This is a genomic window from Corynebacterium sp. 335C (assembly GCF_053525695.1).
Map to the genome: position 1 here is coordinate 281,843 of NZ_JASTTB010000002.1, position 24,349 is coordinate 306,191.

General features: G+C 74.2%; 23 protein-coding genes. 17 read left to right on the top strand and 6 right to left on the bottom strand.

All coding sequences use genetic code 11. The features are described 5' to 3' along the window. Positions 1–238: 238 nt before the first annotated feature. Positions 239–610: a hypothetical protein gene (locus tag QQS41_RS08285; protein ID WP_448852237.1), complete on the bottom strand. Its 372-nt coding sequence runs from the start codon at positions 608–610 to the stop codon at positions 239–241. Positions 611–702: 92 nt separating this feature from the next. Here QQS41_RS08285 and QQS41_RS08290 point away from each other — a divergent pair, with 92 nt between their 5' ends. The 4 genes from QQS41_RS08290 to QQS41_RS08305 all read left to right on the top strand — a co-directional run bounded on the left by QQS41_RS08290 (position 703) and on the right by QQS41_RS08305 (position 4,501). Continuing rightward, a complete protein-coding gene (locus QQS41_RS08290) occupies positions 703–1,839 on the top strand; it encodes a hypothetical protein (RefSeq protein ID WP_448852238.1) in 1,137 nt (378 codons plus the stop codon). 112 nt (positions 1,840–1,951) lie between these two features. Next, on the top strand, positions 1,952–2,086 hold the full coding sequence (locus tag QQS41_RS08295; protein WP_448852239.1) for a hypothetical protein: 135 nt from the start codon (positions 1,952–1,954) through the stop codon (positions 2,084–2,086). A 130-nt stretch (positions 2,087–2,216) separates the two neighbouring features. Continuing rightward, positions 2,217–4,256, top strand: coding sequence for a M3 family metallopeptidase (locus QQS41_RS08300; RefSeq protein WP_448852240.1), 2,040 nt, complete (start codon positions 2,217–2,219; stop codon positions 4,254–4,256). 14 nt (positions 4,257–4,270) lie between these two features. Continuing rightward, positions 4,271–4,501, top strand: a complete 231-nt coding sequence (locus tag QQS41_RS08305) for a hypothetical protein (RefSeq protein ID WP_448852241.1) — start codon at positions 4,271–4,273, stop codon at positions 4,499–4,501. A gap of 272 nt (positions 4,502–4,773) precedes the next feature. Here QQS41_RS08305 and brnQ read toward each other — a convergent pair whose 3' ends face one another. Together brnQ and malQ are read right to left on the bottom strand one after the other, a co-directional pair. Beyond that, a complete protein-coding gene (gene brnQ, locus QQS41_RS08310) occupies positions 4,774–6,159 on the bottom strand; it encodes a branched-chain amino acid transport system II carrier protein (RefSeq protein ID WP_448852242.1) in 1,386 nt (461 codons plus the stop codon). Between the two features lie 241 nt (positions 6,160–6,400). After that, positions 6,401–8,608 (bottom strand): 4-alpha-glucanotransferase, encoded by a 2,208-nt coding sequence (gene malQ / locus QQS41_RS08315; protein ID WP_448852547.1) that lies wholly within the window; start codon positions 8,606–8,608, stop codon positions 6,401–6,403. A 183-nt stretch (positions 8,609–8,791) separates the two neighbouring features. Here malQ and QQS41_RS08320 point away from each other — a divergent pair, with 183 nt between their 5' ends. Further along, a complete protein-coding gene (locus tag QQS41_RS08320; protein WP_448852243.1) occupies positions 8,792–10,621 on the top strand; it encodes an AMP-dependent synthetase/ligase in 1,830 nt (609 codons plus the stop codon). A 99-nt stretch (positions 10,622–10,720) separates the two neighbouring features. Here the strand turns inward: QQS41_RS08320 and QQS41_RS08325 are convergent, their stop codons facing one another. Continuing rightward, entirely contained in the window at positions 10,721–10,906 is a 186-nt protein-coding gene (locus QQS41_RS08325) for a hypothetical protein (RefSeq protein ID WP_448852244.1), read from the bottom strand. Positions 10,907–11,234: 328 nt separating this feature from the next. On the opposite strand from QQS41_RS08325, the gene QQS41_RS08330 reads away from it, so the two are divergent. From QQS41_RS08330 to QQS41_RS08380, 11 genes are all read left to right on the top strand, one after another. Beyond that, positions 11,235–11,894 (top strand): hypothetical protein, encoded by a 660-nt coding sequence (locus tag QQS41_RS08330; RefSeq protein ID WP_448852245.1) that lies wholly within the window; start codon positions 11,235–11,237, stop codon positions 11,892–11,894. Further along, positions 11,891–13,111: a radical SAM family heme chaperone HemW gene (gene hemW, locus QQS41_RS08335; protein ID WP_448852246.1), complete on the top strand. Its 1,221-nt coding sequence runs from the start codon at positions 11,891–11,893 to the stop codon at positions 13,109–13,111. Before QQS41_RS08330 ends, hemW begins: the two co-directional genes overlap by 4 nt. A gap of 126 nt (positions 13,112–13,237) precedes the next feature. Further along, positions 13,238–14,269 (top strand): heat-inducible transcriptional repressor HrcA, encoded by a 1,032-nt coding sequence (gene hrcA / locus QQS41_RS08340; RefSeq protein WP_448852247.1) that lies wholly within the window; start codon positions 13,238–13,240, stop codon positions 14,267–14,269. A gap of 94 nt (positions 14,270–14,363) precedes the next feature. Next, entirely contained in the window at positions 14,364–15,512 is a 1,149-nt protein-coding gene (dnaJ, locus tag QQS41_RS08345; RefSeq protein ID WP_448852248.1) for a molecular chaperone DnaJ, read from the top strand. Positions 15,513–15,517: 5 nt separating this feature from the next. Next, a complete protein-coding gene (locus tag QQS41_RS08350; RefSeq protein ID WP_448852249.1) occupies positions 15,518–16,279 on the top strand; it encodes a 16S rRNA (uracil(1498)-N(3))-methyltransferase in 762 nt (253 codons plus the stop codon). After that, positions 16,276–17,331: an AbrB family transcriptional regulator gene (locus QQS41_RS08355; protein ID WP_448852250.1), complete on the top strand. Its 1,056-nt coding sequence runs from the start codon at positions 16,276–16,278 to the stop codon at positions 17,329–17,331. The genes QQS41_RS08350 and QQS41_RS08355 overlap by 4 nt, the downstream gene beginning before the upstream one ends. 95 nt (positions 17,332–17,426) lie before the next feature. Next, positions 17,427–18,479 carry a PhoH family protein gene (locus tag QQS41_RS08360; RefSeq protein ID WP_448852548.1) on the top strand — a complete coding sequence of 351 codons (1,053 nt, stop codon included), beginning with the start codon at positions 17,427–17,429 and terminating at the stop codon, positions 18,477–18,479. Continuing rightward, the gene (ybeY, locus tag QQS41_RS08365; protein WP_448852251.1) at positions 18,476–19,042 is read left to right on the top strand and encodes an rRNA maturation RNase YbeY; all 567 of its coding nucleotides are present in this window, start codon (positions 18,476–18,478) and stop codon (positions 19,040–19,042) included. Before QQS41_RS08360 ends, ybeY begins: the two co-directional genes overlap by 4 nt. Positions 19,043–19,061: 19 nt before the next feature. Next, positions 19,062–20,009 (top strand): GTPase Era, encoded by a 948-nt coding sequence (gene era, locus QQS41_RS08370; protein ID WP_448852549.1) that lies wholly within the window; start codon positions 19,062–19,064, stop codon positions 20,007–20,009. 7 nt (positions 20,010–20,016) lie between these two features. Next, on the top strand, positions 20,017–20,793 hold the full coding sequence (gene recO, locus QQS41_RS08375; protein WP_448852252.1) for a DNA repair protein RecO: 777 nt from the start codon (positions 20,017–20,019) through the stop codon (positions 20,791–20,793). Continuing rightward, on the top strand, positions 20,790–21,542 hold the full coding sequence (locus tag QQS41_RS08380) for an isoprenyl transferase (RefSeq protein ID WP_448852253.1): 753 nt from the start codon (positions 20,790–20,792) through the stop codon (positions 21,540–21,542). The genes recO and QQS41_RS08380 overlap by 4 nt, the downstream gene beginning before the upstream one ends. Positions 21,543–21,687: 145 nt before the next feature. Here the strand turns inward: QQS41_RS08380 and QQS41_RS08385 are convergent, their stop codons facing one another. After that, entirely contained in the window at positions 21,688–22,119 is a 432-nt protein-coding gene (locus QQS41_RS08385; RefSeq protein WP_448852254.1) for a Fur family transcriptional regulator, read from the bottom strand. A 143-nt stretch (positions 22,120–22,262) separates the two neighbouring features. Further along, positions 22,263–22,628, bottom strand: a complete 366-nt coding sequence (locus QQS41_RS08390; RefSeq protein ID WP_448852255.1) for an ArsR/SmtB family transcription factor — start codon at positions 22,626–22,628, stop codon at positions 22,263–22,265. A gap of 331 nt (positions 22,629–22,959) precedes the next feature. Here QQS41_RS08390 and QQS41_RS08395 point away from each other — a divergent pair, with 331 nt between their 5' ends. Continuing rightward, positions 22,960–24,345 (top strand): glycine--tRNA ligase, encoded by a 1,386-nt coding sequence (locus tag QQS41_RS08395; RefSeq protein WP_448852256.1) that lies wholly within the window; start codon positions 22,960–22,962, stop codon positions 24,343–24,345. Positions 24,346–24,349 lie beyond the last annotated feature (4 nt).

The window sequence follows — 24,349 nt, forward strand, 5'->3', positions numbered from 1 at the left end:
GGTAGGGAATCCTCTTCACCCGCGCACGGATCCGCGGTCGCGTCCACGATTCGGCGGATGGTGCGCGTCGCGGCCGTGGGGTTCGGGGGGCGCGCGGGGTTGCGGCGGGTGCGCCGCTCCCAGTGTCCGAGAAGATGCTTTGCGACGTCTCCCGCCCGCGGTCATCGGCCGCGGCGTGCGGCGGGGGCGTGCCGGGCGCGGTCCGGGGCCGGACCGGGGCGGGGGTGCGGCCCCGGCGTCAGGACTCGTAGCGGACGGCGCCGAGGGCCCACGCCAGCTCGTGGGCCGGGACCCCGGCGCGCCGGGCCAGCCGCAGCATCGCCCAGCCGCGGAAGACCAGGACGATGCCGAGCACCAGCCAGATGGCCAGGATCCACCCGGCGGCGAGGGATCCGGCGAGCATGGAGAAGAACGGGACGGGCGTGTCCGGGTCGATGCCCGTGGCGATGGAGATGGCGGCCGCGATGACGATGCCGGCGACGCAGCCGAGGAAGAGGGCCAGCGACGGCAGGTGCCGGAGCGCGCGGCGGGTGCGGCGCTCGATCGTCTCCATGCGCGGTGCGTGCTCGGCGGCGGAGCCGAACGCCGACTGCGGGTGCTGTCCGTCCATGGGGCGGATTCTGCCACGGGGCCGCCGGGGCCGGAACCGCATCGAGGGGAAAACCTTCCGCGCGCAACGGTTCCCGGTTTAGCGTTGTCGGCATGTTCGGACTGATCCGGCCCGGCTGCGGCGGGCACGACGGCGATCGCGGCGCCTGGACGGCGCACATGTGCGGGGTGTGCTCCGCGGCCCGGGGCGGCGGCCCCCACCCGGCGGGCCTGGCGGTCAACACCGACGCCATCGCCCTGTCCTCCCTGGTGGAGGCCCTGACCCCGGGGGAGGCGGAGCGCGTCGCCGCCGGGCGCTGCCCGCTGCGCGGCATGCGCACCGCGGACATCGTCCCGGCGACGTCGCCGGCCGCGGCCTACGGTGCCGCGGTGTCGCTGGCGCTGGCCGCGGCGAAGGCCCGGGACCTGCGCGCCGAGCGCGAGGCGGGCCTGGCGCGGGTGAACCTGGCGCTGGCCGCGACCGCCGGCGCCGTCGGCCGCGGCGCGCAGCGCCGCGCGGAGGCGCTCATGCCCGCCGGCGCCGCCTCCGGGGGCTCCGCCGGCGCCGCCGACGTGCTGGGCGGCATCCGCGCGAGCCTCGCCCGTCAGGCGGAGGTGGAGGCCGCGGCCCGCGCCGGGCGGCTGACCGCCCCGGGTGCGCCGGGGCAGGAGCTGCTGCGGCGGGTGACCGCCCCGACCGCGGACGCGACGGCGCTGGCCTTCGCCGGCGCCTTCGACGTCGCCCGGCCGGGGGAGCACCCGCTCGCCCGCCGCGGTCTGGCGGAGGCCGGCTCCGCCTTCGGCGCGCTGGCCCACCTGCTCGACGCCGTCGAGGACCGGGAGGCCGACCGGGAAGCCGGCGCCTTCAACCCGCTGGACGCCGTGGGGCTGGACGACGCGGCCGCCCGCCGCGAGGCCGACGAGCTGCTCGACCGCCTGGAGGCGGAGCTCGCCGGGGTCGGCCGGGAGACCGGCTGGTCCGACGGCGGGCGCGCCGAGCGGCTCATCGCCGGCGGGGCCCGCGGCGCCGCCGGCCGCATCTTCGCCGGGCACCGCCCGCCGCGGACGACGCCGGGCCGCGTCGCCCGCTACGTCGCCGGCGTCTGCACCGGCTACTACGTCTTCTGCCGGCACGAGGACGCGTGCACCGGGCAGCGGGAGCCGTCGGTCTGCGGACGCGCCTGCGAGGAGAGCACCTCGGAAAGGCACGACTACGGCTGCTGCTCCTGCTGCTGCGAACCCTGCGACTGACGGGAACCGGGCCGCACGCGCCGCGCCCGTCCCCGGCCGCGGCGTCGCGTACCGGCGCGGGTAGGCCGCACCGGGGTCGCGCCCGCCGCGCCGGGCGTGCTGCAATGGGCGCATGGACCACGACGACCGCGAACCGCAGTACCAGCCGCCCCGCCGCCTCTGGGCGGTCCTCATCACCGTGCTGACGATCCTGGTGTGCGTCAGCATCCTCATCGGCAGCTGGGACCAGATCGCCGCGCTGTTCTAGGCGCAGCGGCGGCGCGGGAGGCGTCGTCACGCACGATGCGGGGACCACCCGCGGACCCCGCCGGGGGCCGCGGCCCGGGGATGCGCGGACCCGGCCCGGCGCCGCGGCCCGGCCGGTACGGTGGGGCACCATGACCGACGCCGACAACCCCCTGCTCCAGCCCTCCGGACTGCCGTACGGCCTGCCGGACTTCGCCGCCATCCGCGACGAGCACGTCATCCCCGCCTTCCGCACCGCGTTCGACGACCACCGCGCCGAAATCGCCGCCATCGTCGCGAACCCGGAGGAGCCGGACTTCGCCAACACCATCGAGGCCCTCGAGCGCTCCGGCCGGATGCTCGACCGGGTCGCGTCGTACTTCTTCAACGTCGCCGGCACCGACGCCACCGACGAGCGGCTGGCCATCGAGGCGACCATCGCCCCGGAGCTCGCCGCCCACATGGACGCCATCCGCCTCGACGCCGGCCTGTGGGACCGCGTCTCCCGCGTCCCCGAGCCCGAGGGGGAGGACCGCGAGGAGGCCCGCCGCCTGCTCGCCCGCCACCGCCGCGACTTCCTCCGCGCCGGCGCCGACCTCGACGAGGCGGGGAAGAGGCGGCTGACGGAGATCAACGCGCGCCTGTCGGAGCTCGGCACCGCCTTCGGCGAGAACCTGCTGGCCGACACCCGCGCCCGCGCCGTCCACGTCACCGACGAGGCGGAGCTGGCGGGCCTGTCCGCCGGCGACCGCGCGTCCCTGCGCCGCGGCGCCGAGGCCGCGGGGTTGGACGGCTGGCTCATCCCGCTGGACCTGCCCAGCGTCCAGCCCATCCTCGCCGACCTGGAGGACGCCGGCCTGCGCGCCCGCGTCTACTCCGCCTCCGTCGCCCGCGGCACCGGCGAGGGCCGCGACAACCGGGGGCTCATCCCGGAGATCGTGCGGCTGCGCGCCGAGCGCGCCCGCCTGCTCGGCCACGACACCCACGCCGACTACGTCATCGCCGACGAGACCGCCGGCTCCGCGAAGGCCGCCCGCGACCTCATCGCCGAGCTCGCCCCGGCCGCCGCCGCCAACGCCGAGGGGGAGGCGAAGATCCTCGCCGACCTCGCGGGGGAGCCCGTCGGCGCCGCCGACTGGGCGTACTGGGCCGAGCGCCGCCGCGCCGAGGAGTTCGCCGTCGACGGTGAGGAGCTGCGCAAGTACTTCGAGCTGGAGACCGTCCTGCGCGACGGCGTCTTCGGCGCCGCCGAGATGCTCTACGGCATCCGCGTCGTCCCGCGCGACGACCTGCGCGGCTACGCCGACGGCGTCCGCGTCTGGGAGGTGCTCGAGGGGGAGACCGGCGAGGGCATCGGCCTCCTGCTCACCGACCTGTTCGCCCGGCCCGTCAAGCGCGGCGGCGCGTGGATGAGCTCCTTCGTCAACCAGTCCCGCCTGCTAGGCGAGCGCACCGTCGCCGTCAACGTCCTCAACATCGCCGAGCCCGCCGAGGGCGAGCGCGCCCTGCTGACCATGGACGAGGTCACCACCCTGTTCCACGAGTTCGGCCACGGCCTCCACGGCCTGCTGTCCGACGTGGAGTACCCGCGCTTCTCCGGCACCAACGTGCCGCGCGACTTCGTCGAGTTCCCCTCCCAGATCAACGAGAACTGGGCGCTGCACCCCGACGTGCTGGCCCGCTACGCCCGCCACGTCGACACCGGCGAGCCGATCCCCGCGGAGCTGGTGGAGTCCGTCCGCCGCACCCGCACCGCCGGCGAAGGCTTCGCGACGACGGAGTACCTCGCCGCCGCCGCGCTCGACCTGGCGTGGCACTCCCTGACCCCGGAGGAGGCGGAGGCCGTCGACGACGTCGAGGCGTTCGAGGCCCGCGCCCTGGAGCGCGCCGGCCTGGACGTCGACGGCGTCGCCCCGCGCTACCGCTCCGCGTTCTTCAACCACGTCTTCGCCGGCGGCTACTCCGCGGGCTACTACTCCTACCTGTGGGCGGAGGTCCTCGACGCCGACGGCTTCGGCCGCTTCGAGGAGGCCGGCGGCGCCGACCGCGCCACCGGCATGCTGTTCCGCGAGCTCATCCTGTCCAAGGGCGGCTCCGTCGACTTCGGCGAGGCCTACCGCGCCTTCCGCGGCCGCGACCGCGACGTCGCGCCGCTGCTGCACCGCCGTGGCCTGGCCGGGGCGGCCGGGTAGTAAGCTCGTCCCCCATGGACGCCGTGTTCGACGCCGTCGGCCAGTGGCTCACCCAGCAGCCGGTCGTCGTGCAGACCATCCTGCTGCTGGCCGTGCTGCTGCCGGTCGGCGGGGCCGCGGCGTTCGGGCTCATCGGCGTCATCGACGTCGCCGTCGGCCGCCTCCACGGCCGGTGGGCCCGCAGGCCCGCCTTCCGGAGGAGGGTCCGCATCGAGCCCGCGGGGCCGGCCGCCCGCGGGGACTAGGAGGAGGTCAGGACGTGCATTCGCGCGTGAAGGCGGCGCTCATCGCGCTGATCCTGCTCATCGTGGTGATGGGCATCATCTACGGGCAGTTCTGACGCTGCCCGCCGCCGCGCTGCGCCGCCTCGGCGCCCGGCGGGGAAGACGGACCGCGCCCGCGGGTCCGCCGGCCGGGAGGGCCGGGGGAGCCGCGGGCGCGGTCGCGTGCGGGGGGAGGGGCGCGGTGCGCGGGCCGCGCGGCCGGGTGCCGCCGCGGGCCGCGCGGGCCGGGCGCGTCAGCCCTTCGCGGTGCCGTAGACGCGGAGGTTCTCGGCGTCCTCCAGCGCGGAGCCGCGGGCCGGGGCGGGGAGCCCCGCGCGCCAGTCGGCGATGAGCGTGACGACGGCGACCGCGCCGACGGGCAGGACCCACGCGAGCGACTCGGCGTACAGCGGGAGGTCCGCCAGCCACGGCAGCGTCGCGGCGGGGTCCATCTCCAGGGCCTTGAACAGGTCGATGACCGCGAAGATCGTGGAGACGGCCACCGGGATGCGGTAGGTCCAGCGCAGGAAGAACGGCAGGGCGGCCTGCAGCAGGGTGATGAACACCAGCGTGACGGCCATCGGGTACAGCGCCACGTTCAGCGGGATGGCGATGGCGATGATCGCGTCGAGGCCGAGGTTGGACACCAGCAGGCCGGCGAGGGTGAACAGCACCGCCCAGCCGCCGTAGCCGAGCTTCGGGATGAGGGTGGAGAAGTACTCGGCGGTGGAGGTGATGAGGCCGACGGCCGTCGTCAGGCAGGCCAGCAGCACGATGGCGGCGAAGATCCAGGCGCCGATGGTGCCGAAGGACTGCTCGGCGGCGGTGCCCAGCAGCGCGGCGCCGTTGTCGAACTCGCCCTGGACGGCCAGGCCGAGGTTGCCGAGGCCCAGGTAGATGATGCCCAGCAGCACGGCGGCGACGACGCCGGCGGAGATGGTGCCGGAGACGATGGCGCGGCGGCCGCGGACGCCCTTGGATCGCAGGGAGGAGATGACGACCATGCCGAAGACGAGGGCGGCCAGTGAGTCCATGGTGAGGTAGCCCTCGAGGAAGCCGGTGGCGAAGGCGTTGCCGGACCACTTCTCCGCCGGGGCGTCGGGCTCGGCGCGCAGCATGATGGCGCCGGCGATGACCAGGGCGAGGATGAGGATGAGCAGCGCCGGGGTCAGCCAGCGGCCGAGGGAGTCGACGATGCCGCCCTTGCGCAGGGACAGCCATAGCGACACCGCGAAGAACGCGGCGGTGAACAGCAGCAGCCACCACGGGGAGGCGGCGTTGTCCTCGGTGATGGCGCCGACGCCGGTCTCGAAGGCGACGTTGGCGGTGCGCGGGATGGCGTACAGCGCGCCGATGGACAGGTAGACCATCACGGAGAAGACCAGGCCGAACAGCGGGTGGGTGCGGTTGGCGAGGTCGCGGACGCCGGAGCCGGAGACGGCGACGGCGATGACGGCGAGGACCGGCAGGAGCACGCCGGTCGACAGGAAGCCGAGGATGGCCGGCCAGTAGTTCTCGCCGGCCTCCATGCCGATCTGGGGCGGGAAAACGAGGTTGCCCGCGCCGAAGAACATCGAGAAGAGCATGAAGCCGACGACGACGATGATCGCCGGCTTCACCTTGGTTGCTTTGTCACTCACGTTCGGCATCATCTCAAACCGTGTTCCGCATGATGAAACCGGGGTGCGCGACGGCGTTAGCCGTGCGGTTGCGCATGTGCGTGACGACGGCAGCCGCCCGGCCGCGCGCCCCCGGCGGGGCGGCGCGGCCGGGCGCCCCCGGCGGGGCGGCCCGGCCGGGCGGCTGGGGAGCCGGGGCCGGTGCCGGGCCGGCGCCGTGGCGGGCCCGGCCGGGCGGCTGGGGAGCCGCGGCGGGGCGGCGTCAGCCGCGGGCGGCCTCCGCGACGCGGCGGAACAGCGGGATGTCCGGCAGGTCCTGGACGATGACGGCGCGGCCGTCGGCGTCGGTCAGCGGGATGCACCAGTTGGGGTACTGGTCGTGCGTGGTGCCCGGCTGGTTCTGGGTGCGCAGGTCGCCGACCATGTCCACCAGGGAGATGCAGCGCAGGGCCGACGGGGCGGCGGCGAGGAAGCGGTGCAGGCCGACCAGCAGCGCCTCCACGTCCGGGAGGGTGGAGCGGGTGACGGAGGACCAGTCGACGCCGGCGGCCGCGGTGCCGTCGAAGCAGCCGCGCGCGTCGGCGGCGGCGCAGACCTTCGCGCCCCACTCCAGGTCGCGGGCGTCCTCCTCCTCCGCGTCGGTGAGCAGGATGCCCAGGCGTTCGCGCAGCGCGATGTGCTCGCCGGCGAGGTAGCCCGCGGTCGGCGGCAGGTCGTGCGTGCCGACGGACGCCAGGCACAGCTCGCGGTAGTCCTCCGGGCGCTTCGGGGAGTCCCCGTCGGACTCGAACCACAGGATGGAGGTGCCCATGATGCCGCGGCCGGCCAGGTAGTCCTGGACCCACGGCTCGAAGGTGCCCAGGTCCTCGCCGATGACGACGGCGCCGGCCAGCTCCGCCTCCAGGGCGAGGATGCCGACCATGGCCTCGTGGTCGTAGGAGACGTAGGTGCCGTTCAGCGGCGACTCCATCCGCGGCATCCACCACAGGCGGAACATGCCCAGGATGTGGTCGACGCGGATGCCGCCGGAGTGCCGCAGGATGGTGCGCAGCATGTCGCGCCACGGCAGGTAGGCGGCGTCGGCGAGCTTGTGCGGGTCCCACGGCGGCTGGGACCAGTCCTGGCCCTGCTGGTTGTAGCCGTCCGGCGGGGCGCCGACGGAGGCGTCGGGCGCCAGCCACTCCGCGAGGTTGCGGGCGTCGGCGCCGCCGGGGTGGACGCCGACGGCGAGGTCGGCCATGACGCCGATGCGCATGCCGGCGTCCTCCGCGGCCTGCTGGGCCTCCGCCAGCTGGCGGTCGCAGATCCACTGCAGCCAGCAGTGGAAGTCGACGAGCTCGGCGTGCAGCTCCGCCTCGTCCTCGTGGGCGCCGAGCGGCTCGACGTGGCGCAGCCACGGGTCGCCGGCGGCGTCCGCGCCGGCGTCGCGGGCGGCGCGGCGCTGCTCCAGCTCGCGGTCGGCGCACCAGCGGGCGTAGTCCAGGATGCCGCGGCCCTCGCCCTCCAGGAACCGCTCGTAGTCGGCCTGGCGGGCGCCGGAGCGCTCCACGTGGTGCAGGGCGTGCAGGGCGCGCAGCTTCGCGGCGTAGATCGGGTTGCGGTCGATCTGCTCCGCGCTGCGGTTGTTCTCCCGGTGCTCGCGGGCCAGCTCGTGCAGCTCCGCGGTGTCGGCGTCGTCGAGGTAGGAGAACTCCTCGATCGCCTCGATGCGGATGTAGAGGGGGTTGACGTACCGGCGCGTCGTCGGCAGGTAGGGGGAGTCCTCCACCGGCGGCGTCGGCTCCGCGGCGTGCAGCGGGTTCACCAGGATGAAGTCGGCGCCGGCCTCGCGGGCGGCGACGCCGGCGAGGTCGCCCAGCGTCGTCAGGTCGCCGACGCCCCAGGAGCGCTCGGAGCGCACCGAGTACAGCTGCGCCATCACGCCGGTCGCCGGCTCCCGCACGAAGCGGTCCGCCGTCGACAGGCGCTCCGGGGTGACGGCCAGGACGCAGCGCTCCACGCGGCCGTCGTTGTCGGCCTCCAGCTCGTGCCAGCCCAGCGGCAGGTCGCCCGGCACCGCGAACGCCGCCTCGCCCAGGCGCTCGCCGTCGACCACGCGGGACGGGACGTTGTGCTCCATCTGGGGCAGCGGCCGGCGGGTCCCGTCGTCAAGCACCGCCTGCACCGTGACCGGGGTGCCGTCCGGGACGTGCACCTGCACCTGCGCGCCGCGGCCGCGGGTGGCGACGACGACGGCGGGCAGCAGGCGGCGCCAGCGGCGATCCGCCCACGCCTCGCGCGCGGCGCGGATGTCGTCGTCCGAGGGATCCTCGCCGAGATCCACGCCCATCGCCGCGATGATCCTCAGGATCGTCTCGCGGGAGACGGCCACGTCGCGGCCGTCGTTGGACCAGTAGCGCACCGCCACGCCGAGGTCGGCTGCGAGGTCGGCGAGCGGGGCGGGCACGGGCTGGGAGGGGGCGGAATCCATCACGACGCCATCATGCCAGCCGCGCCCCGGCCGCGCGTGACGGGGAGGTGAGGGGACGGCCGGGGGTGCATCGGGGGATCTTGGCGGGAATGTGGCGGAAACCACGTGCGGTGCCGGACGGATCACGTATGTTGTCTACGAAAGTAATTGTCGTCACATTTACATTTGAGAGCGAGTGGAACGATGCGCGAGTACTCGACCGAGGCGCAGTACGTCGTCGGCGATGACGAGACCGTGGTGACCGCGCTGCAGGATCTTGCGGCGAAGCGCCCGAAGCTTGTCCTGTTCAGCCGTCCCAAGAACTTCGAGTGGGTCAACGTGACCGCCGAGGAGTTCATCGAGGAGGCGCGCGCCGTCGCCAAGGGCCTCATCGCCAACGGCGTCGAGAAGGGCGACCGCGTCGCCCTGCTGTCGGAGACCCGCTACGAGTGGTCCCTCCTCAACTTCGGCGTCTGGATGGCCGGCGCGACGCTGGTGCCGATCTACGGCTCCTCCTCCTCCGACCAGATCCGCTGGATCGTGGAGAACTCCGGCGCGGTCTTCGCCGTCACCGAGGCCCGCGAGCACACCGAGCGCACCAAGACCCTGGTGCTCGGCGAGGACGGCCGCGCCCCGATCGCCGATTCCCCGTCCCAGCTGCGCCGCGTGCTGGAGATCAACTCCTCCGCCGTCGACACGCTGATGTACGAGGGCCGCGACGTGCCGGACGCCGAGCTGGACGAGCGCATCGCGACGACCGGCGCCGACGACCTGGCGTCCGTCATCTACACCTCCGGCACCACCGGCCGCCCCAAGGGCTGCATCCTGCTGCACCGCAACTGGCTGTCGGAGATCCGCGCCATCCTCACCCACGACATCGGCATCGTCGCCCGCCCGGGCAACCGCGTGCTGACCTTCCTGCCGCTGGCCCACGTCCTGGCCTCCGCGGTGTCCCTGGCGGCGACCGTCTCCGGCGCCACCCAGGCCCACTGGAGCGACTTCTCCACCATCACCCTGGAGTTCCAGCGCTCCCAGCCGCACCTCATCCTCGGCGTCCCGCGCGTCTTCGAGAAGGTCCGCGACGGCGTCTACAACCAGGCGAAGGACAAGGGCCCGGTCGCCCTGAAGATCTTCGAGCGCGCCGAGACCACCGCCATCGAGATGTCCAAGGCGAAGGACAAGGGCGGCCCGTCGAAGGCCCTCCAGCTGCGCTGGAAGCTGTACGACAAGCTGCTGTACTCGAAGATCCGCGCGGCCATGGGCTCCGCCGTCCAGTACGCCATCTCCGGCGGCGCGGCGCTGTCCACCGACGTCGGCCACTTCTTCCGCGGCCTCGGCGTCCCGGTGTACGAGGGCTACGGCCTGACCGAGTCCACCGCCGCCCACTGCGTGAACTCCCCGAAGGATCAGCGCATCGGCACCGTCGGCCGCCCCGTCGGCGGCTGCTCCGTCCGCGTCGGCGAGGACGGCGAGCTGGAGCTGGCCGGCCCGGTCATCTTCAAGGGCTACTGGAAGAACGAGGAGGCCACGAAGGAGGCCTTCGACGACGGCTGGTTCCGCACCGGCGACCTCGGCGAGATCGACGAGGACGGCTTCGTGTCCATCACGGGCCGCAAGAAGGACCTCATCGTCACCGCCGGCGGCAAGAACGTCTCGCCCGGCCCGATGGAGGACCGGATGCGCTCGCACCCGCTCATCTCCCAGGCCGTGGTCGTCGGCGACGGCCGCCCGTTCGTCGCCGTCCTGGTCTCCCTGGACGAGGACGCGATGGCGAAGTGGCGCGTCGAGCACGGCGTCTCCGAGCAGGCCCCGTTCCGCGAGCTGGTCACCAACCCGATCCTGCGCGCCGAGATCCAGGACGCCATCAACTCCGCCAACGAGCTGGTGTCCCACGCCGAGCAGATCAAGAAGTTCCGCATCCTCAACCGCGACCTGTCGGAGGAGGAGGGCGAGGTCACGCCGACCATGAAGGTCAAGCGCAACGTCGTCCTGGACAAGTTCTCCCGCGTGGTCGAGCACATGTACCAGCGCTAGGGGGACGGGTCGCCGTCGCGCGCATCGCCGCGTGACGACGGTGTCCCGCCGGACTCCCCGACGCCGCCGCAGCCGAATGGCCGCGGCGGCGTCGCCGCGTCAGCGGCCGGTTCGCCGGGGCAGGCGCCGCCGCCTGTCCGGCAGGGCGTTGACGACGATGAGGACGAGCAGCGAGATGTACAGGATCCGGCGGGAGGCGCCGCCGAAGTAGGCCATCGACACCACGGCGACGAGGAAGAGGTTGGGGAGCAGCCAGATGGCCACGTCGATGATGCGCTCGCGCACGGGGTGGACCTTCCTGTCGGGTGCGGAGAGCGGGCGCCACCGTACGCCCGCCGCGCGGCGTCCGGAACCCCGTCGGCCGAATGCGCCGCGGCGCAGCGGTCCTCGGCGCAGCCGGCGGCCGCCGGTGCCGGGGAGGCCGCCGCGCACCGGCCCGCGGCCCCGGGCGGCCCCCGACGGTCGCCGCTCCCCGCCGCGCACCGGCCCCGCGGCCCCTCCCGGACGCCACGCCCCGGCGCGTCATCCCCGGAGTCGGCCCCGGTCCTCTTAGGGTGGTGATCGGTTCGCATTCAGGTTGGGCCCGCGGCAATCGGGGGGGAAGGAGGCAGGCGTGGATCACTTCGACGCGCGTCTGCGCCTGCGCGAGGTCACCCAGGAGCTGTACGACATCGGCGACGAGGTCGCCACGTACATCGACAACCTGGCCGAGGCGGTCGCCGACTGCGACGTCGAGCTGGTCGACGAGTGCGTCGCGGAGCTCACCGAGATCGTCGACGACGCCGTCGGCGACGCCATCCCCCTCGTCTTCGAGCTCACCGGCCTGCGCCAGGCGTTCATCAGCGGCATCCGCCGCGGCGAGCTGGCCTACGCGGCGGTGAAGGAGCCGGCGGTGATGCCGGACGGCATCGACGTGCCGCGCCTGATGGCCGTCGCCCTGCCGCACGGCGGGCCGGTGCGCATGCAGGCCGTCACCTCCGCGCTGGCGGCCCGCACGGACATCGTCGCCGACCATCTGGTCGAGCTGGCCGACTGGCTGTCGCAGGAGAACGCCCGCGGGGTGGAGGATCTCGGCAGCGTCGGCCTGCCGTCGCTGTACTCGCGGTGCGGGCGCCGGGCGATGGAGGCCGCCGCCGCGTGGCGGGTCACCGTCGCGGAGACCCACCCGGCCGTCGCCAACGCCCTGCGGGGCCGCCGTCCCCCGGCGTTCCTGGGGGAGCGGGCCCGGGTGGAGGCCGTCGCCGCGCGCGTGGCCAGGGGCGTCCCCCGGTGACGGGGGCGCGCCCGGAGGCGCGGGAGGCGCCGCGGGAGGTTCCCGTCGTCACGCACGATGACGCAGGTGGCGCGGGCGATCGCGCGGCGTTCGGCGTCTACCTCCACGTGCCGTTCTGCGCGACGCGCTGCGGCTACTGCGACTTCAACACGTACACGCCGGGGGAGCTCGGCTCGGACGCGTCGACGGGCACCTACCTCGACGCCATCGTCCGGGAGCTGGAGATGGGCGCCGCCCGCATGGACACGCGCGGTGGGCTGCGGCCGGCGGAGACCGTCTTCGTCGGCGGCGGCACCCCGTCGCTGCTCGGCGCCGACGGGCTGGCCCGGCTGCTGGACGGGGTGCGGAACAGCTTCGGGCTGGCCCCCGGAGCGGAGGTGACCACCGAGTCGAACCCCGAGTCGACGTCGCCGGAATTCTTCGCCGGCATCCGGGAGGCGGGCTACACGCGCGTGAGCCTCGGCATGCAGTCGGCGGCGCCGCACGTCCTGGCGACGCTGGACCGCCGCCACACCCCGGGCCGGCCCGTCGCCGCGGCGGGGGAGGCCCGCGCCGCCGGCTTCGACCACGTCAACCTCGACGTCATCTACGGCACGCCCGGCGAGTCGATGGCGGACCTCGACGCGTCGCTCGACGCGGTGCTGTCGGCGGGCGTCGACCACGTCAGCGCCTACTCCCTCATCGTGGAGGACGGCACCGCCATGGCCCGCAAGGTCCGCCGCGGCGAGCTGCCGATGCCGGACGACGACGACCTCGCCGACCGCTACGAGCGCATCGACGCCCGCCTCCGCTCCGCCGGGATGGAGTGGTACGAGGTCTCCAACTGGTCGCTGCCCGGCGGCGAGTGCCGCCACAACCTCATCTACTGGCGCGACGGCGACTGGTGGGGCGCGGGCCCCGGGGCGCACTCGCACCTCGGCGGCGTCCGCTTCCACGACGTCAAGCACCCCGCGCGCTACGCCCGCATGGTCGCGGCCGGGGAGCTGCCCGTCGCGGGGTCCGAGGAGCTTGACGACGGGGACCGCCACGTCGAACGCGTCATGCTCCGCCTGCGGCTCCGGGAGGGCATCCCGGCGTCCCTGCTGCTGGACGAGGAGATCGCGCGCGCCCGCGTGCTGGAGGACCGCGGGCTCGTGACCGTCGGCGGCGACCGGGTGGCGCTCACCGACGCGGGCCGGCTGCTGGCCGACGCCGTCGTGCTCGACATCCTGGGGTAGCCGCGGGAGGGAAGCCGGATTCGGCCGGGGCGCCCCGGGGCGGTGCGGGCCGCCGGTAGGCTTGGGCCGTCGCAGCCGCGCTGCGGCAGCACGGAAGGACCGGGCGACGGAAGGAGGGACGGGGGAGTGTCCGGCAACACGGAGGCCCGCCGCCAGGAGGTGCTCGGCGCGATCGTCGCCGACTACATCGCCTCCCAGGAGCCCGTCGGCTCCAAGGCGCTGGTGGAGCGCCACAACCTGGGCGTGTCCAGCGCCACCATCCGCAACGACATGGCGGTGCTGGAGGCCGAGGGCTACATCACGCAGGAGCACGCCAGCTCCGGGCGCGTTCCGACGGAGAAGGGCTACCGCCGCTTCGTCGACTCCATCTCGCAGGTCAAGCCGCTGTCGCGGCCGGAGCGCCGCGCCATCCTCGGCTTCCTGGAGGGCGGCGTCGACCTGGAGGACGTGCTGCGCCGGTCGGTGCAGCTGCTCAGCCAGCTCACCCGCCAGGTGGCGGTGGTGCAGGTGCCGACGTTCGACGTCTCCCGTGTCCGCCACTGCGAGGTGGTGCAGCTCGCCGACGTGCGCCTGATGCTCATCCTCATCACCGACGCCGGCCGCGTCGAGCAGCGCAACGTCGAGCTCGCCGCGCCGATGGACCCCGACTCCGTGCCGCCGCTGCGCGAGATGCTGAACCGCGCGATGGGCGGCAAGACCCTCGCCGACGCCTCGGCCTCCATCGCCGACCTGGCGGCGAACGCCCCCGCGGACATGCGCGACGTCGTCCTGCGGTGCTGCACCGTCCTGCTGGAGCAGCTCATCGAGCGGCCGCCGGACCGGCTCATCCTCGCCGGCGCGTCCAACCTCACCCGCGGCGGCCACGGCCGCTTCCCGTCGTCCCTGCCGCAGGTCCTGGAGGCGCTGGAGGAGCAGGTCGTCGTGCTGAAGCTGCTGTCGGCGGCGCAGGATCTGCACCGCGTCCAGGTGTCCATCGGCACGGAGAACGAGGACGAGGAGCTGCGCGGCACCTCGGTCGTCTCGACCGGCTACGGCACGTCGGAGGGGATCCTCGGCGGCCTCGGCGTCGTCGGCCCCACCTACATGGACTACCCGGGAACAATGGCGTCGGTCGCCGCCGTTGCACGGTACGTCGGGCGGGTGCTCGGCGACGGCTGAGGGCCCCGTCGGACGGGTGCCCGCCGGGCGCCGGGGCCGCCGGTAGTACGGTCATAGGCCGTGTGCAGGCAGCAGGACAGGGAGTGATGGTTTCGTGGCAACGGACTACTACGGCATCCTCGGCGTCTCCAAGGACGCCTCGGAGTCGGAGATCAAGAAGGCGTACCGCAAGCTCGCGCTGAAGTACCACCCGGACCGCAACCCGGACGACGAGGAGGCGGCGGAGAAGTTCCGCGAGGCCTCCGTCGCCCACGAGGTGCTCTCCGACCCGGAGAAGCGCCGCGTCGTCGACATGGGCGGCGACCCGATGTCGCCGACCGGCGGCATGGGCGGCGCCGGCGGCTTCGGCGGGGCCGGGGGATTCGGCGGCTTCGGCGACGTCTTCGAGGCGTTCTTCGGCGGCGGCGCCGGAGGCGGCCACCGCCGCCGCTCCCGCGTGCAGCCCGGCTCCGACGCCCTGCTCGGCGTGACCCTGGGCCTGGACGAGTGCTTCACCGGCGTCCGCAAGCCCATCACCGTCGACACGGCGGTGCTGTGCGAGGTGTGCGAGGGCACGGGCTCGAAGTCCAAGGCGAAGCCGCAGACCTGCCCGGACTGCAACGGCACCGGCGAGATCCAGCAGGTGCAGCGTTCCTTCCTGGGCAACGTCATGACGTCGCGGCCCTGCACCCGGTGCGCCGGCACCGGCGAGATCATCCCGGACCCGTGCTCCAACTGCGGCGGCGACGGCCGCGTCCGCGCCCGCCGCAACCTCACGGTCAACATCCCCGCCGGCGTCGGCGACGGCATGCGCATCCGCATGGCCGGCCACGGCGAGGTCGGCCCGGGCGGCGGCCCCGCCGGCGACCTGTACGTCGAGGTGCGCACCGAGTCGCACCCGGTGTTCCAGCGCGAGGGCGACGACCTGCACGTCGGCGTGAAGGTGCCGATGGTCGACGCCGCCCTGGGCACCAGCGTCGACGTCGAGGACCTGGTCGGCGAGACGATGAACATCACCGTCGACCCGGGCACCCAGCCGGGCGAGCGCGTGCGCGTCGAGGGCCGCGGCATGCCGCGCCTGCGCGCCGAGGGCGCCGGCGACCTCTACGCCCACGTCGAGGTCGAGGTGCCGACGAAGCTGGACCGCCGCTCCCGCGAGGTGCTGGAGCAGCTGCGCGACCACCGCGGCGAGACCGCCTCCGTCGCCGACGCGTCCGCCCACAAGTCCCGGTTCGGCCGCTGGCGCGACCGCCTGCGGGGCTGATCCCCGTGGGCCTGCCCGTCTTCCTCGCCGACTTCGGCGGGGCCCTGCCCGCCGCCGGCGATCGCCTGCGCGTCGACGGCGACGAGGGCCGCCACGCCGTCGCCGTCCGCCGCATCCGGGAGGGCGACGAACTGCTGCTGACCGACGGCGCCGACCGGCGCGCCCGCGTGCGCGTCGCCGCCGTCGAGGGCAAGGCCGCGCTGACGGCCGAGGTGCTGTCGGCGGAGGACGTGCCGCGCCCGGCGCCGCACGTCACCGTCGTCCAGGCGCTGCCGAAGTCCGACCGCGCCGAGCTCGCCGTCGACCTGGCTACGGAGGCCGGCGCCGACGCCGTCGTGCCGTGGGCGGCGCGCCGCTGCGTCGCCAAGTGGACCGGGGCGAAGGAGGCCAAGGCGCGCGCGAAGTGGGCGGCCACCGCCCGCGAGGCCGCGAAGCAGGCCCGCCGCACCTGGGTGCCGCCGGTGGCGGAGCTCCACGACCACGCCGCGCTGCTGGAACTCGTCCGCGCCACCGTCGCCGGCGGCGGGCGCGCCGCCGTGCTGCACGAGGCCGGCGGCCGGCCCCTGCGGGACTTCGCGGAGTCGCTCGGCGACGCCGGCGAGATCCTGGTCATCGTCGGGCCGGAGGGCGGCGTCGCCGACGACGAGCTGGCGAACCTGCGCGACGCGGGCGCCGAGGCCGTCGTCCTCGGCCCCACCGTGCTGCGCACCGCGCTGGCCGGCGCCGCCGCCATCTCCGCGCTCGGGCCGCTGACGGGGCGCTGGTGACCCCGGCCCGCGTCGCGCGCGTCGCCGTCCCGTGGCTGCTGTGCGCCGCGGCGGGCCTCGGCGCGACCGTCGCGAACGTCCCCGCCGGCTGGCTGGTCGGCTCCATGCTCATGGCGGTGGCGCTGACGCTGCTCGGCGGCGGGCGCCTCGGCCCCGACGTCCGGTGGACGCGCCCGTGGCCGCTGCGCTTCGGCCAGGTCGTCATCGCCCTGCTGGCCGTGGGCCCCGTCGCGAAGTCCTCGCCGGGCGAGCTGCTCGCCGGGCTGCCGCTGGCGCTGCTGGTCACCGTGGTGTCCATGGGCGCCGGCTGGATGTCGGGGGCGTGGCTGCGCCGCCGCGCGGGCGTCGACTCGGCGACGTCGGTGATGTCGACGCTGCCCGGCGGCGCCTCGCTGATGCTGGCGATGGCCCGCGACGTCGGCGCCGACGAGCGCTTCGTCGTCTTCGCCCAGTACCTGCGGCTGATGACGGTCTCCATCTCCCTGCCGGTCGCCGCGATCCTGCTCGGCGGGTCCTCCTCGGAGGGCACGCCGATGCCGTGGATCGGCGGCCCCGGCGGGTGGCTCATGGTCGCCGGCGCCCTGGTGCTGGCCCGGCTCGTGGAGAGGTTTGTCCCCCGCTTCCCGGCGCCGTACATCATCACCGTCCTGGTGGTGGGCGTCGCCGCGGCGCTGCTGGTCCCCGAGGCGGTGCCGGAGCTGCCGCGCCTGGCCGTCGTCGCGGCCTACGTCCTGTTCGGCGTGAGCTCCGGCTCCGGCATGACGGTCGCGAACCTGAGGGCGTTCGGCCGCGCGCTGCCGCACGTCGCGGCGGGCATCGCGCTGGTGCTCGGCGCCTCGGGCGCGTGCGGCGCGGTGATGTGGGCGACGGGGCTGACGTCGCCGCTCGACGCGTACCTGGCCATCGCCCCCGGCGCCAGCGAGCTGGTCTTCGGCTTCCTGGCGGAGCACGGCGGCGCCGGCATCGTCGTCGTCATGCACGTGGTGCGGGTGCTGGCGGTGGCGCTGCTCGCGCCCGCGGTGCCGCGCCTGGTGCGGCGCATGCGCGGCTGAGCGCGCCGCCGACGCGGGGCCGCGCCGCCCCGTGACCTAGAATCGGCGGGGTGACCGGCCGCGGAACATGCGGCACCGACGACGGGAGGGATCCGATCCGAGTGACGGAACCGAAGGAGACCACGCGCGCGACGCTGGAGCTCGACGGGGCGACCGCCCCGGTCGTGCTCGGCGCGGGCGACGCCAACCTCCGGCAGGTGGAGAACCTGCTGGGCGCGGACCTCCACGTCCGCGGGACCACGGTGACGGCGACGGGCCGCCCCGGCGACGTCGCCACCGCGGTGCGCGCGTTCCGGGAGCTGGAGTCGATGGCCCGCCGCGGCCACGAGCTGTCCCGCGAGTCGGTGGTCCGGGCGGTGCAGCTGGTCAACCGGCACGTGCCCGGCTCCGTCGCCGACACCCTGGCGGCGGACATCATCTCCCGCCGCGGCAAGGCGATCCGGCCGAAGACGCAGGGCCAGAAGGAGTACGTCGACGCGATCGACCGGGGCACCGTCATCTTCGGCATCGGCCCCGCCGGCACGGGCAAGACGTACCTGGCCATGGCGAAGGCCGTGCAGGCGCTGCAGAACAAGGAGGTCGAGCGGATCATCCTGACCCGCCCGGCCGTCGAGGCGGGCGAGAACCTGGGCTTCCTGCCCGGCACGCTGCACGAGAAGATCGACCCGTACCTCCGCCCGCTGCACGACGCGCTGCGGGACATGATGGACCCGGAGCGCATCCCGAAGCTCATGGAGTCGGGGGTCATCGAGGTGGCGCCGCTGGCGTACATGCGCGGCCGCACCCTCAACAACGCGTTCATCATCCTGGACGAGGCGCAGAACACGACGCCCGCCCAGATGAAGATGTTCCTCACCCGCCTCGGCTTCGGGGCGAAGATGGTGGTCACCGGCGACGCCACCCAGGTGGACCTGCCCCGCGGGCAGCGCTCCGGCCTGGAGCTCGTCCGGCAGATCCTGCCGGGCATCCGCGGCATCGAGTTCCCCGAGCTCGGCGCGGCGGACGTCGTCAGGCATTCGCTGGTGTCCGCGATCGTGGAGGCCTACGACCGCCACGACGCGGAGGAGGAGCTCACCCGCGAACGGCGCGGGGACGGCGGCCGCGAGGGCCGCGACGGCAACGGCAACGGAAGGAAGCGCCGCCGATGAGCATCGAGGTCTTCAACGAGTCCGGCGTCGGGGTGAACGAGGAGTCGCTCATCGACGTCGCCCGCTACGCGCTGGGGCGCATGGACGTGCACCCCGCCGCGGAGCTGTCCATCCACCTGGTCGACGAGGCGGCCATCGAGGACCTGCACGTCCGGTGGCTCGACCTGCCCGGCCCGACGGACGTGATGAGCTTCCCGATGGACGAGCTGACCCCGGGCTCCGGCCGCCCCGACGCGGCGAAGCCCGGCCCGGCGATGCTCGGCGACATCGTGCTGTGCCCGGACTTCGCCCGCGCCCAGGCCACCCGCGCCGGGCATCCGCTCAGCCACGAGCTGGTGCTGCTGACCGTCCACGGCCTGCTGCACCTGCTGGGCTACGACCACGTGGACCCGGCGGAGGAGAAGCGGATGTTCGCGCTGCAGAACGGCCTGCTGGCGGACTGGTACGACGACGTCGACGCGCGCGGCGCGGACTTCCCGGAGAAGCCGGTGAACCCGGGCGCGTTCCCGACCGCCGCGGACCGCGCGAAGCTGGACGAGGACGCGGACGGGGAGGGCCGCTGACATGGGCAACCTGGACGACATGCTCCGCGCCGCCGGCATCGGCGGCGACGACGACCCGTTCGCCGCGCCGGAGGGCCACCGCTCGGGCTTCGTGTCCATCGTCGGCCGGCCGAACACCGGCAAGTCGACGCTGACGAACGCGCTGGTGGGGGAGAAGATCGCCATCACCGCCGACCAGCCGGAGACGACCCGCCACCCGGTGCGCGGCGTCGTGCACCGCGACGACGCGCAGATCGTCGTCGTCGACACCCCCGGCCTGCACAAGCCCCGCAAGCTCATCGGTCAGCGGCTCAACGACATGGTCGCGGAGGCGTACTCCGACGTCGACCTCATCGCCCTGGCGGTGCCGGCGGACGAGAAGGTGGGCCCGGGCGACCGGTGGATCCTCGACGCGGTGCGCAAGCAGGCGCCGAAAACGCGGCTGATGGGCATCGTGACGAAGACGGACAAGGCCGGCCGCGACGCCGTCGCCGAGCGGCTGCTGGAGCTCCACGACCTCCTCGGCCCGGAGGCGGAGCTCGTCCCCGTCTCCTCGAAGTCCCGGGAGAACCTGGACGTGCTGTGCGACGTCATCGCCGCGCAACTGCCGGAGGGCCCGAAGCTGTACCCGGCCGGCCACGTCACCGACGAGGACCGGGACACCCGCATGGCGGAGCTCATCCGCGAGGCGGCGCTCGGCGGCCTGCGCGACGAGCTGCCGCACTCCGTCGCCGTCCAGATCGACGAGGTGCTGCCGAACGAGGACCGGGAGGGCGTGCTCGACGTCCACGCGGTCATTTACGTGGAGCGCCCCGGCCAGAAGACCATCCTCATGGGCCGCGACGGCCGCCGGATGCGGGTGACGGTGCAGAAGGCGCGGAAGTCGCTCATCGACCTGCTGGGGCAGAACGTGTACCTGGACCTGCGCATCAAGGTGCTGAAGGACTGGCAGTCCGACCCGAAGCAGCTCGGCCGGCTGGGCTTCTAGCGCCGCCGTGGCCCGTCCCTACCGCGAGCGGGCGCTCGTCGTCCGCCGCCACGACCTCGGCGAGGCCGACCGCATCGTCGTGCTGTTCACCCGCGGCCGCGGCATCGTCCGCGCCGTGGCGAAGGGCGTGCGGCGGGCGAAGTCGCGCTTCGGCTCCCGCCTGGCGCCGTTCGTCGACGTCGACGTGCAGCTGTACCCGGGCCGCACCCTGGAGTCGATCACGGGCGCGGACACGGTGCGGACGTGGGCGGCGCCGCTGGTCGACGACTACGCCCGCTACACCGCCGCCTGCGCCGTGCTGGAGGTCGCCGAGCGAGTGGCGGGGGAGGAGGGCGTGCCCAACCCGGAGCTGTGGGACGCCACCGCGGACGCCCTGGAGGCGCTGGCGGACCCGGATGACCCGCTGGGCCCGGACCTGACGGTGACGCGGCACGTGCTGGTCGCCATGGCGTCGGCGGGCATCGCCCCGGCGCTGTTCGACTGCGCCGGCTGCGGCAAGCCGGGCCCGCACCACGCGTTCAGCCCGGCGCTCGGCGGGGCGGCGTGCGTGGAGTGCCGCCCGCCGGGGGCGGCGACGCCGCCGACGGAGGCGCTGCACCTCATGTGGCTGCTGCAGCACGGCCACGTCGACGCGGTGGTGCGGGGCAGGGAGACGCTCCCGCGGTTCGGGGCGCTGTCGGCGCAGGCCCGGGACCTGGCGGCGGCGCACCTGCGGCACCAGCTGGGCCGAGGGGTGAGGGCGCTCGACCTCGTCGACGCCCGCTGGGGCACAATGGACGGGTGAGCACGACCCCGCCCATCACGTTCCCCCACAATCCGCCGGTGCCGGACGAGTTCGTCCCGCGGCACATCGCCCTGGTCATGGACGGCAACGGCCGCTGGGCCCAGGAGCGCGGCATGAAGCGCACCGAGGGCCACAAGCGCGGCGAGGCCGTGCTGATGGAGTGCGTCGACGCCTGCCTGGAGATGGGCGTGGAGCACCTGTCGGCCTACGCGTTCTCCACGGAGAACTGGCGCCGCTCCGCCGACGAGGTCCGCTTCCTCATGGGCTTCAACCGCGACGTGCTGCGCCGCCGCCGCGACGAGCTGCACGACAAGGGCGTCCGGGTGCGCTGGGCGGGCCGCCGCCCCCGCCTGTGGCGCTCCGTCATCCGCGAGCTGGAGGCCGCGGAGGAGCTCACGAAGGACGATTCGATGATGACGCTCTACATGTGCGTCAACTACGGCGGCCGCGCGGAGATCGCGGATGCGGCGAAGAAGCTCGCCCGCGAGGTGGCGGCGGGACGCATCCGCCCGGACGACATCGACGAGAAGCTGTTCGCGACGGCGCTGGACGAGCCGGACATGCCGGACGTCGACCTGTTCCTGCGCCCCTCCGGCGAGATGCGCCTGTCGAACTTCCTGCCGTGGCAGGCGGCCTACGCGGAGTTCGTCTTCCAGGACACCCTGTTCCCCGACTTCGGCCGCGAGGATCTGCGCGCCGCCGTCGTGGAGTACGCCGGGCGCGACCGCCGCTTCGGCGGCGTGAAGTAGCCCGGGGCGTCGTCACGCGCCGCGCGCATCGCGCGCGGACGCCGCTCCTGCGTTGCGACGGTTCCCGCGCGGCGACCGTGCGTCACGTGCGCCCGCGGTCGCCGCGTCGTGTGCTTTGCGACGTCGCCCGCGCGGCGGCGAGCCCCTACGGCTCGTCGTGGCGGCAGTCGGAGCAGACGCCGAAGATCTCGGCCGAATGGCCGGTCATGGTGTAGCCGTGGCGGCCGGCCAGCTCGTCGGCCCACTTCTCCACGGGCCCGCCGGCGATCTCCACCGTCGCGCCGCAGTCGGTGCACACCAGGTGATGGTGGTGGTGATCGGAGCAGAGGCGGTACAGCGCCTCGCCGCCGTCGGTGTGCAGCACGTCGACGGCCTTCATCTCGGTGAGGGACTGCAGCGTCCGGTAGACCGTCGTCAGGCCGACGCTCGCGCCGTCGTCCTGCAGCCGGCGGTGGATGTCGCGGGCGGACATGAAGTTGTCCAGCTCCTGCAGGGTCTGCAGCACCGCCGTGCGCTGCTTCGTCGTGCGCACGCCGATGCGCGGGGTGCCGGACCTCCGCGCGTCCGAACCGGCCATCGTGCGCCACGCCCCTCTCCGTCGTCCGGTCATGTGCTCCGCGGCCGCCCCCGGGGGACGTCCGCACCCGCCGATGATACGCGCGGCCGGGTCGGCGGTCCCCACCGCGCCGCGGCGGCGGGGGGCCCGCCCGCGGTGGTCGGTCAGACCACGGCGGCGCCCGCCGGGGCGAGGCCCACGACGTCGAGCAGCGCCAGCGCCGGGCCGTCCGCCAGGGAGTAGACGGACTCCCGCCCGCGGCGGCGGACGTCGACGACGCCGGCCCGCTTGAGCACCCGCAGGTGCTGGCTGACCAGCGGCTGGTTCGCGTCCATCGCGTCGACCAGCTCGTGGACGCACATCGGCCCCTCCGCCAGCAGCGACACGATGGCCAGGCGCCGCGGTGCGGCGAGGCAGGCCAGCAGCGACGCGGCGGACTCCAGGCGGCGGGGATCCGGGGCGGCGAACTCGCGCACCGGCTCGCCGGCCGGGTGGACCTCGTCGCCGGGCTGCTGCGGCGTGTTCGTCATGGGGCGGCGTCCCTCCCGTGCGGCCGCGCACTCGGGGCGCAGTTGCACATCGTTTTCATTAACGGTCACGGGGCAGTGTACCCGCGGACGGCCGCGGCGCGAACCCCCGCCGTGGTCCGGGGAGCGGAGCGGGGACGGGTGCGCGGGGCCGCCGGGGCGGTGGCGCGGGCGACACCCGCCGGGGCATCGGGGTGCGGGCGCGCCGGAGGGGCGCCCGGATGCCCGGGGCCGGGCCGCGGGGACTACAGTGGAAACGACAATCCCGTCCCGCGGCGCGCCCGCGTGCGCGCGGGACCGCAACCCCGTCCCCGAACAAGGAGCATCCGAGGCCGTGGCCGCCAAATCCGTCGTCGACACCGTCGCCAACCTGTGCAAGCGCAGGGGTTTCGTCTACCCCTGCGGCGAGATCTACGGCGGCACCCGCTCCGCCTGGGACTACGGCCCGCTCGGCGTGGAGCTGAAGGAGAACATCAAGAAGCAGTGGTGGCGCTCGTTCGTCACCGCCCGCGGCGACATGGTCGGCCTGGATTCCTCCATCATCCTGCCGCGCCAGGTCTGGGAGGCCTCCGGCCACGTCGCGACGTTCACCGACCCGCTGGTGGAGTCGCTGCACACCCACAAGCGCTACCGCGCCGACCACCTGCTGGAGGCCTACGAGGCCAAGCACGGCCACCCGCCGGCCAACGGCCTGGCCGACGTGCCGGACCCGGAGACGGGCCAGCCGGGCAAGTGGACCGAGCCGCAGCTGTTCTCGGGCCTGATGAAGACCTTCCTGGGCCCCGTCGACAACGAGGTCGGCCTGCACTACATGCGCCCGGAGACCGCCCAGGGCATCTTCATCAACTACAAGAACGTCATGACGACGTCGCGCGTGAAGCCGCCGTTCGGCATCGGCCAGACCGGCAAGGCGTTCCGCAACGAGATCACCCCGGGCAACTTCATCTTCCGCACCCGCGAGTTCGAGCAGATGGAGATCGAGTACTTCGTCAAGCCCGAGGACGCGCCGGCGAAGTTCGACGAGTGGGTCGACGCCTGCTGGCAGTGGTTCATCGACCTGGGCATCAACCCGGAGAACATGCGCCAGTTCGACGTGCCGGACGGCGAGCGCGCCCACTACTCGGACCGCACCATCGACTTCGAGTACCGCTTCGGCTTCCAGGGCAACGAGTGGGGCGAGCTCATGGGCGTCGCCAACCGCACCGACTACGACCTGGGCTGCCACATCGAGCACTCCGGCGAGGACCTGCGCTACCACGACCAGGTCACCGGCGAGAAGTACGTGCCGTACGTCATCGAGCCGTCCTTCGGCCTCACCCGCGCCCTCATGGCGTTCCTGTGCGACGCGTACGCCGAGGAGGAGGTGCCGAACGCCAAGGGCGGCACCGACGTCCGCACCGTCCTGAAGCTCGACCCGCGCCTGTCCCCGGTGAAGATCGCGGTGCTGCCGCTGTCGAAGAAGGACACGCTGACGCCGACCGCGGAGGCCGTCGCCGACCGCCTGCGGCAGCACTGGGCCGTCGACTACGACACCTCGGGCGCCATCGGCCGCCGCTACCGCCGCCAGGACGAGATCGGCACCCCGTACTGCGTCACCGTCGACTTCGACACCCTCGAGGACGACGCGGTCACCGTGCGCGACCGCGACACCATGGAGCAGTCGCGCGTCAAGATCGACGACCTTGAGGCGCACTTCGCCACCCGCCTGCTGGGCTGCTGACCCC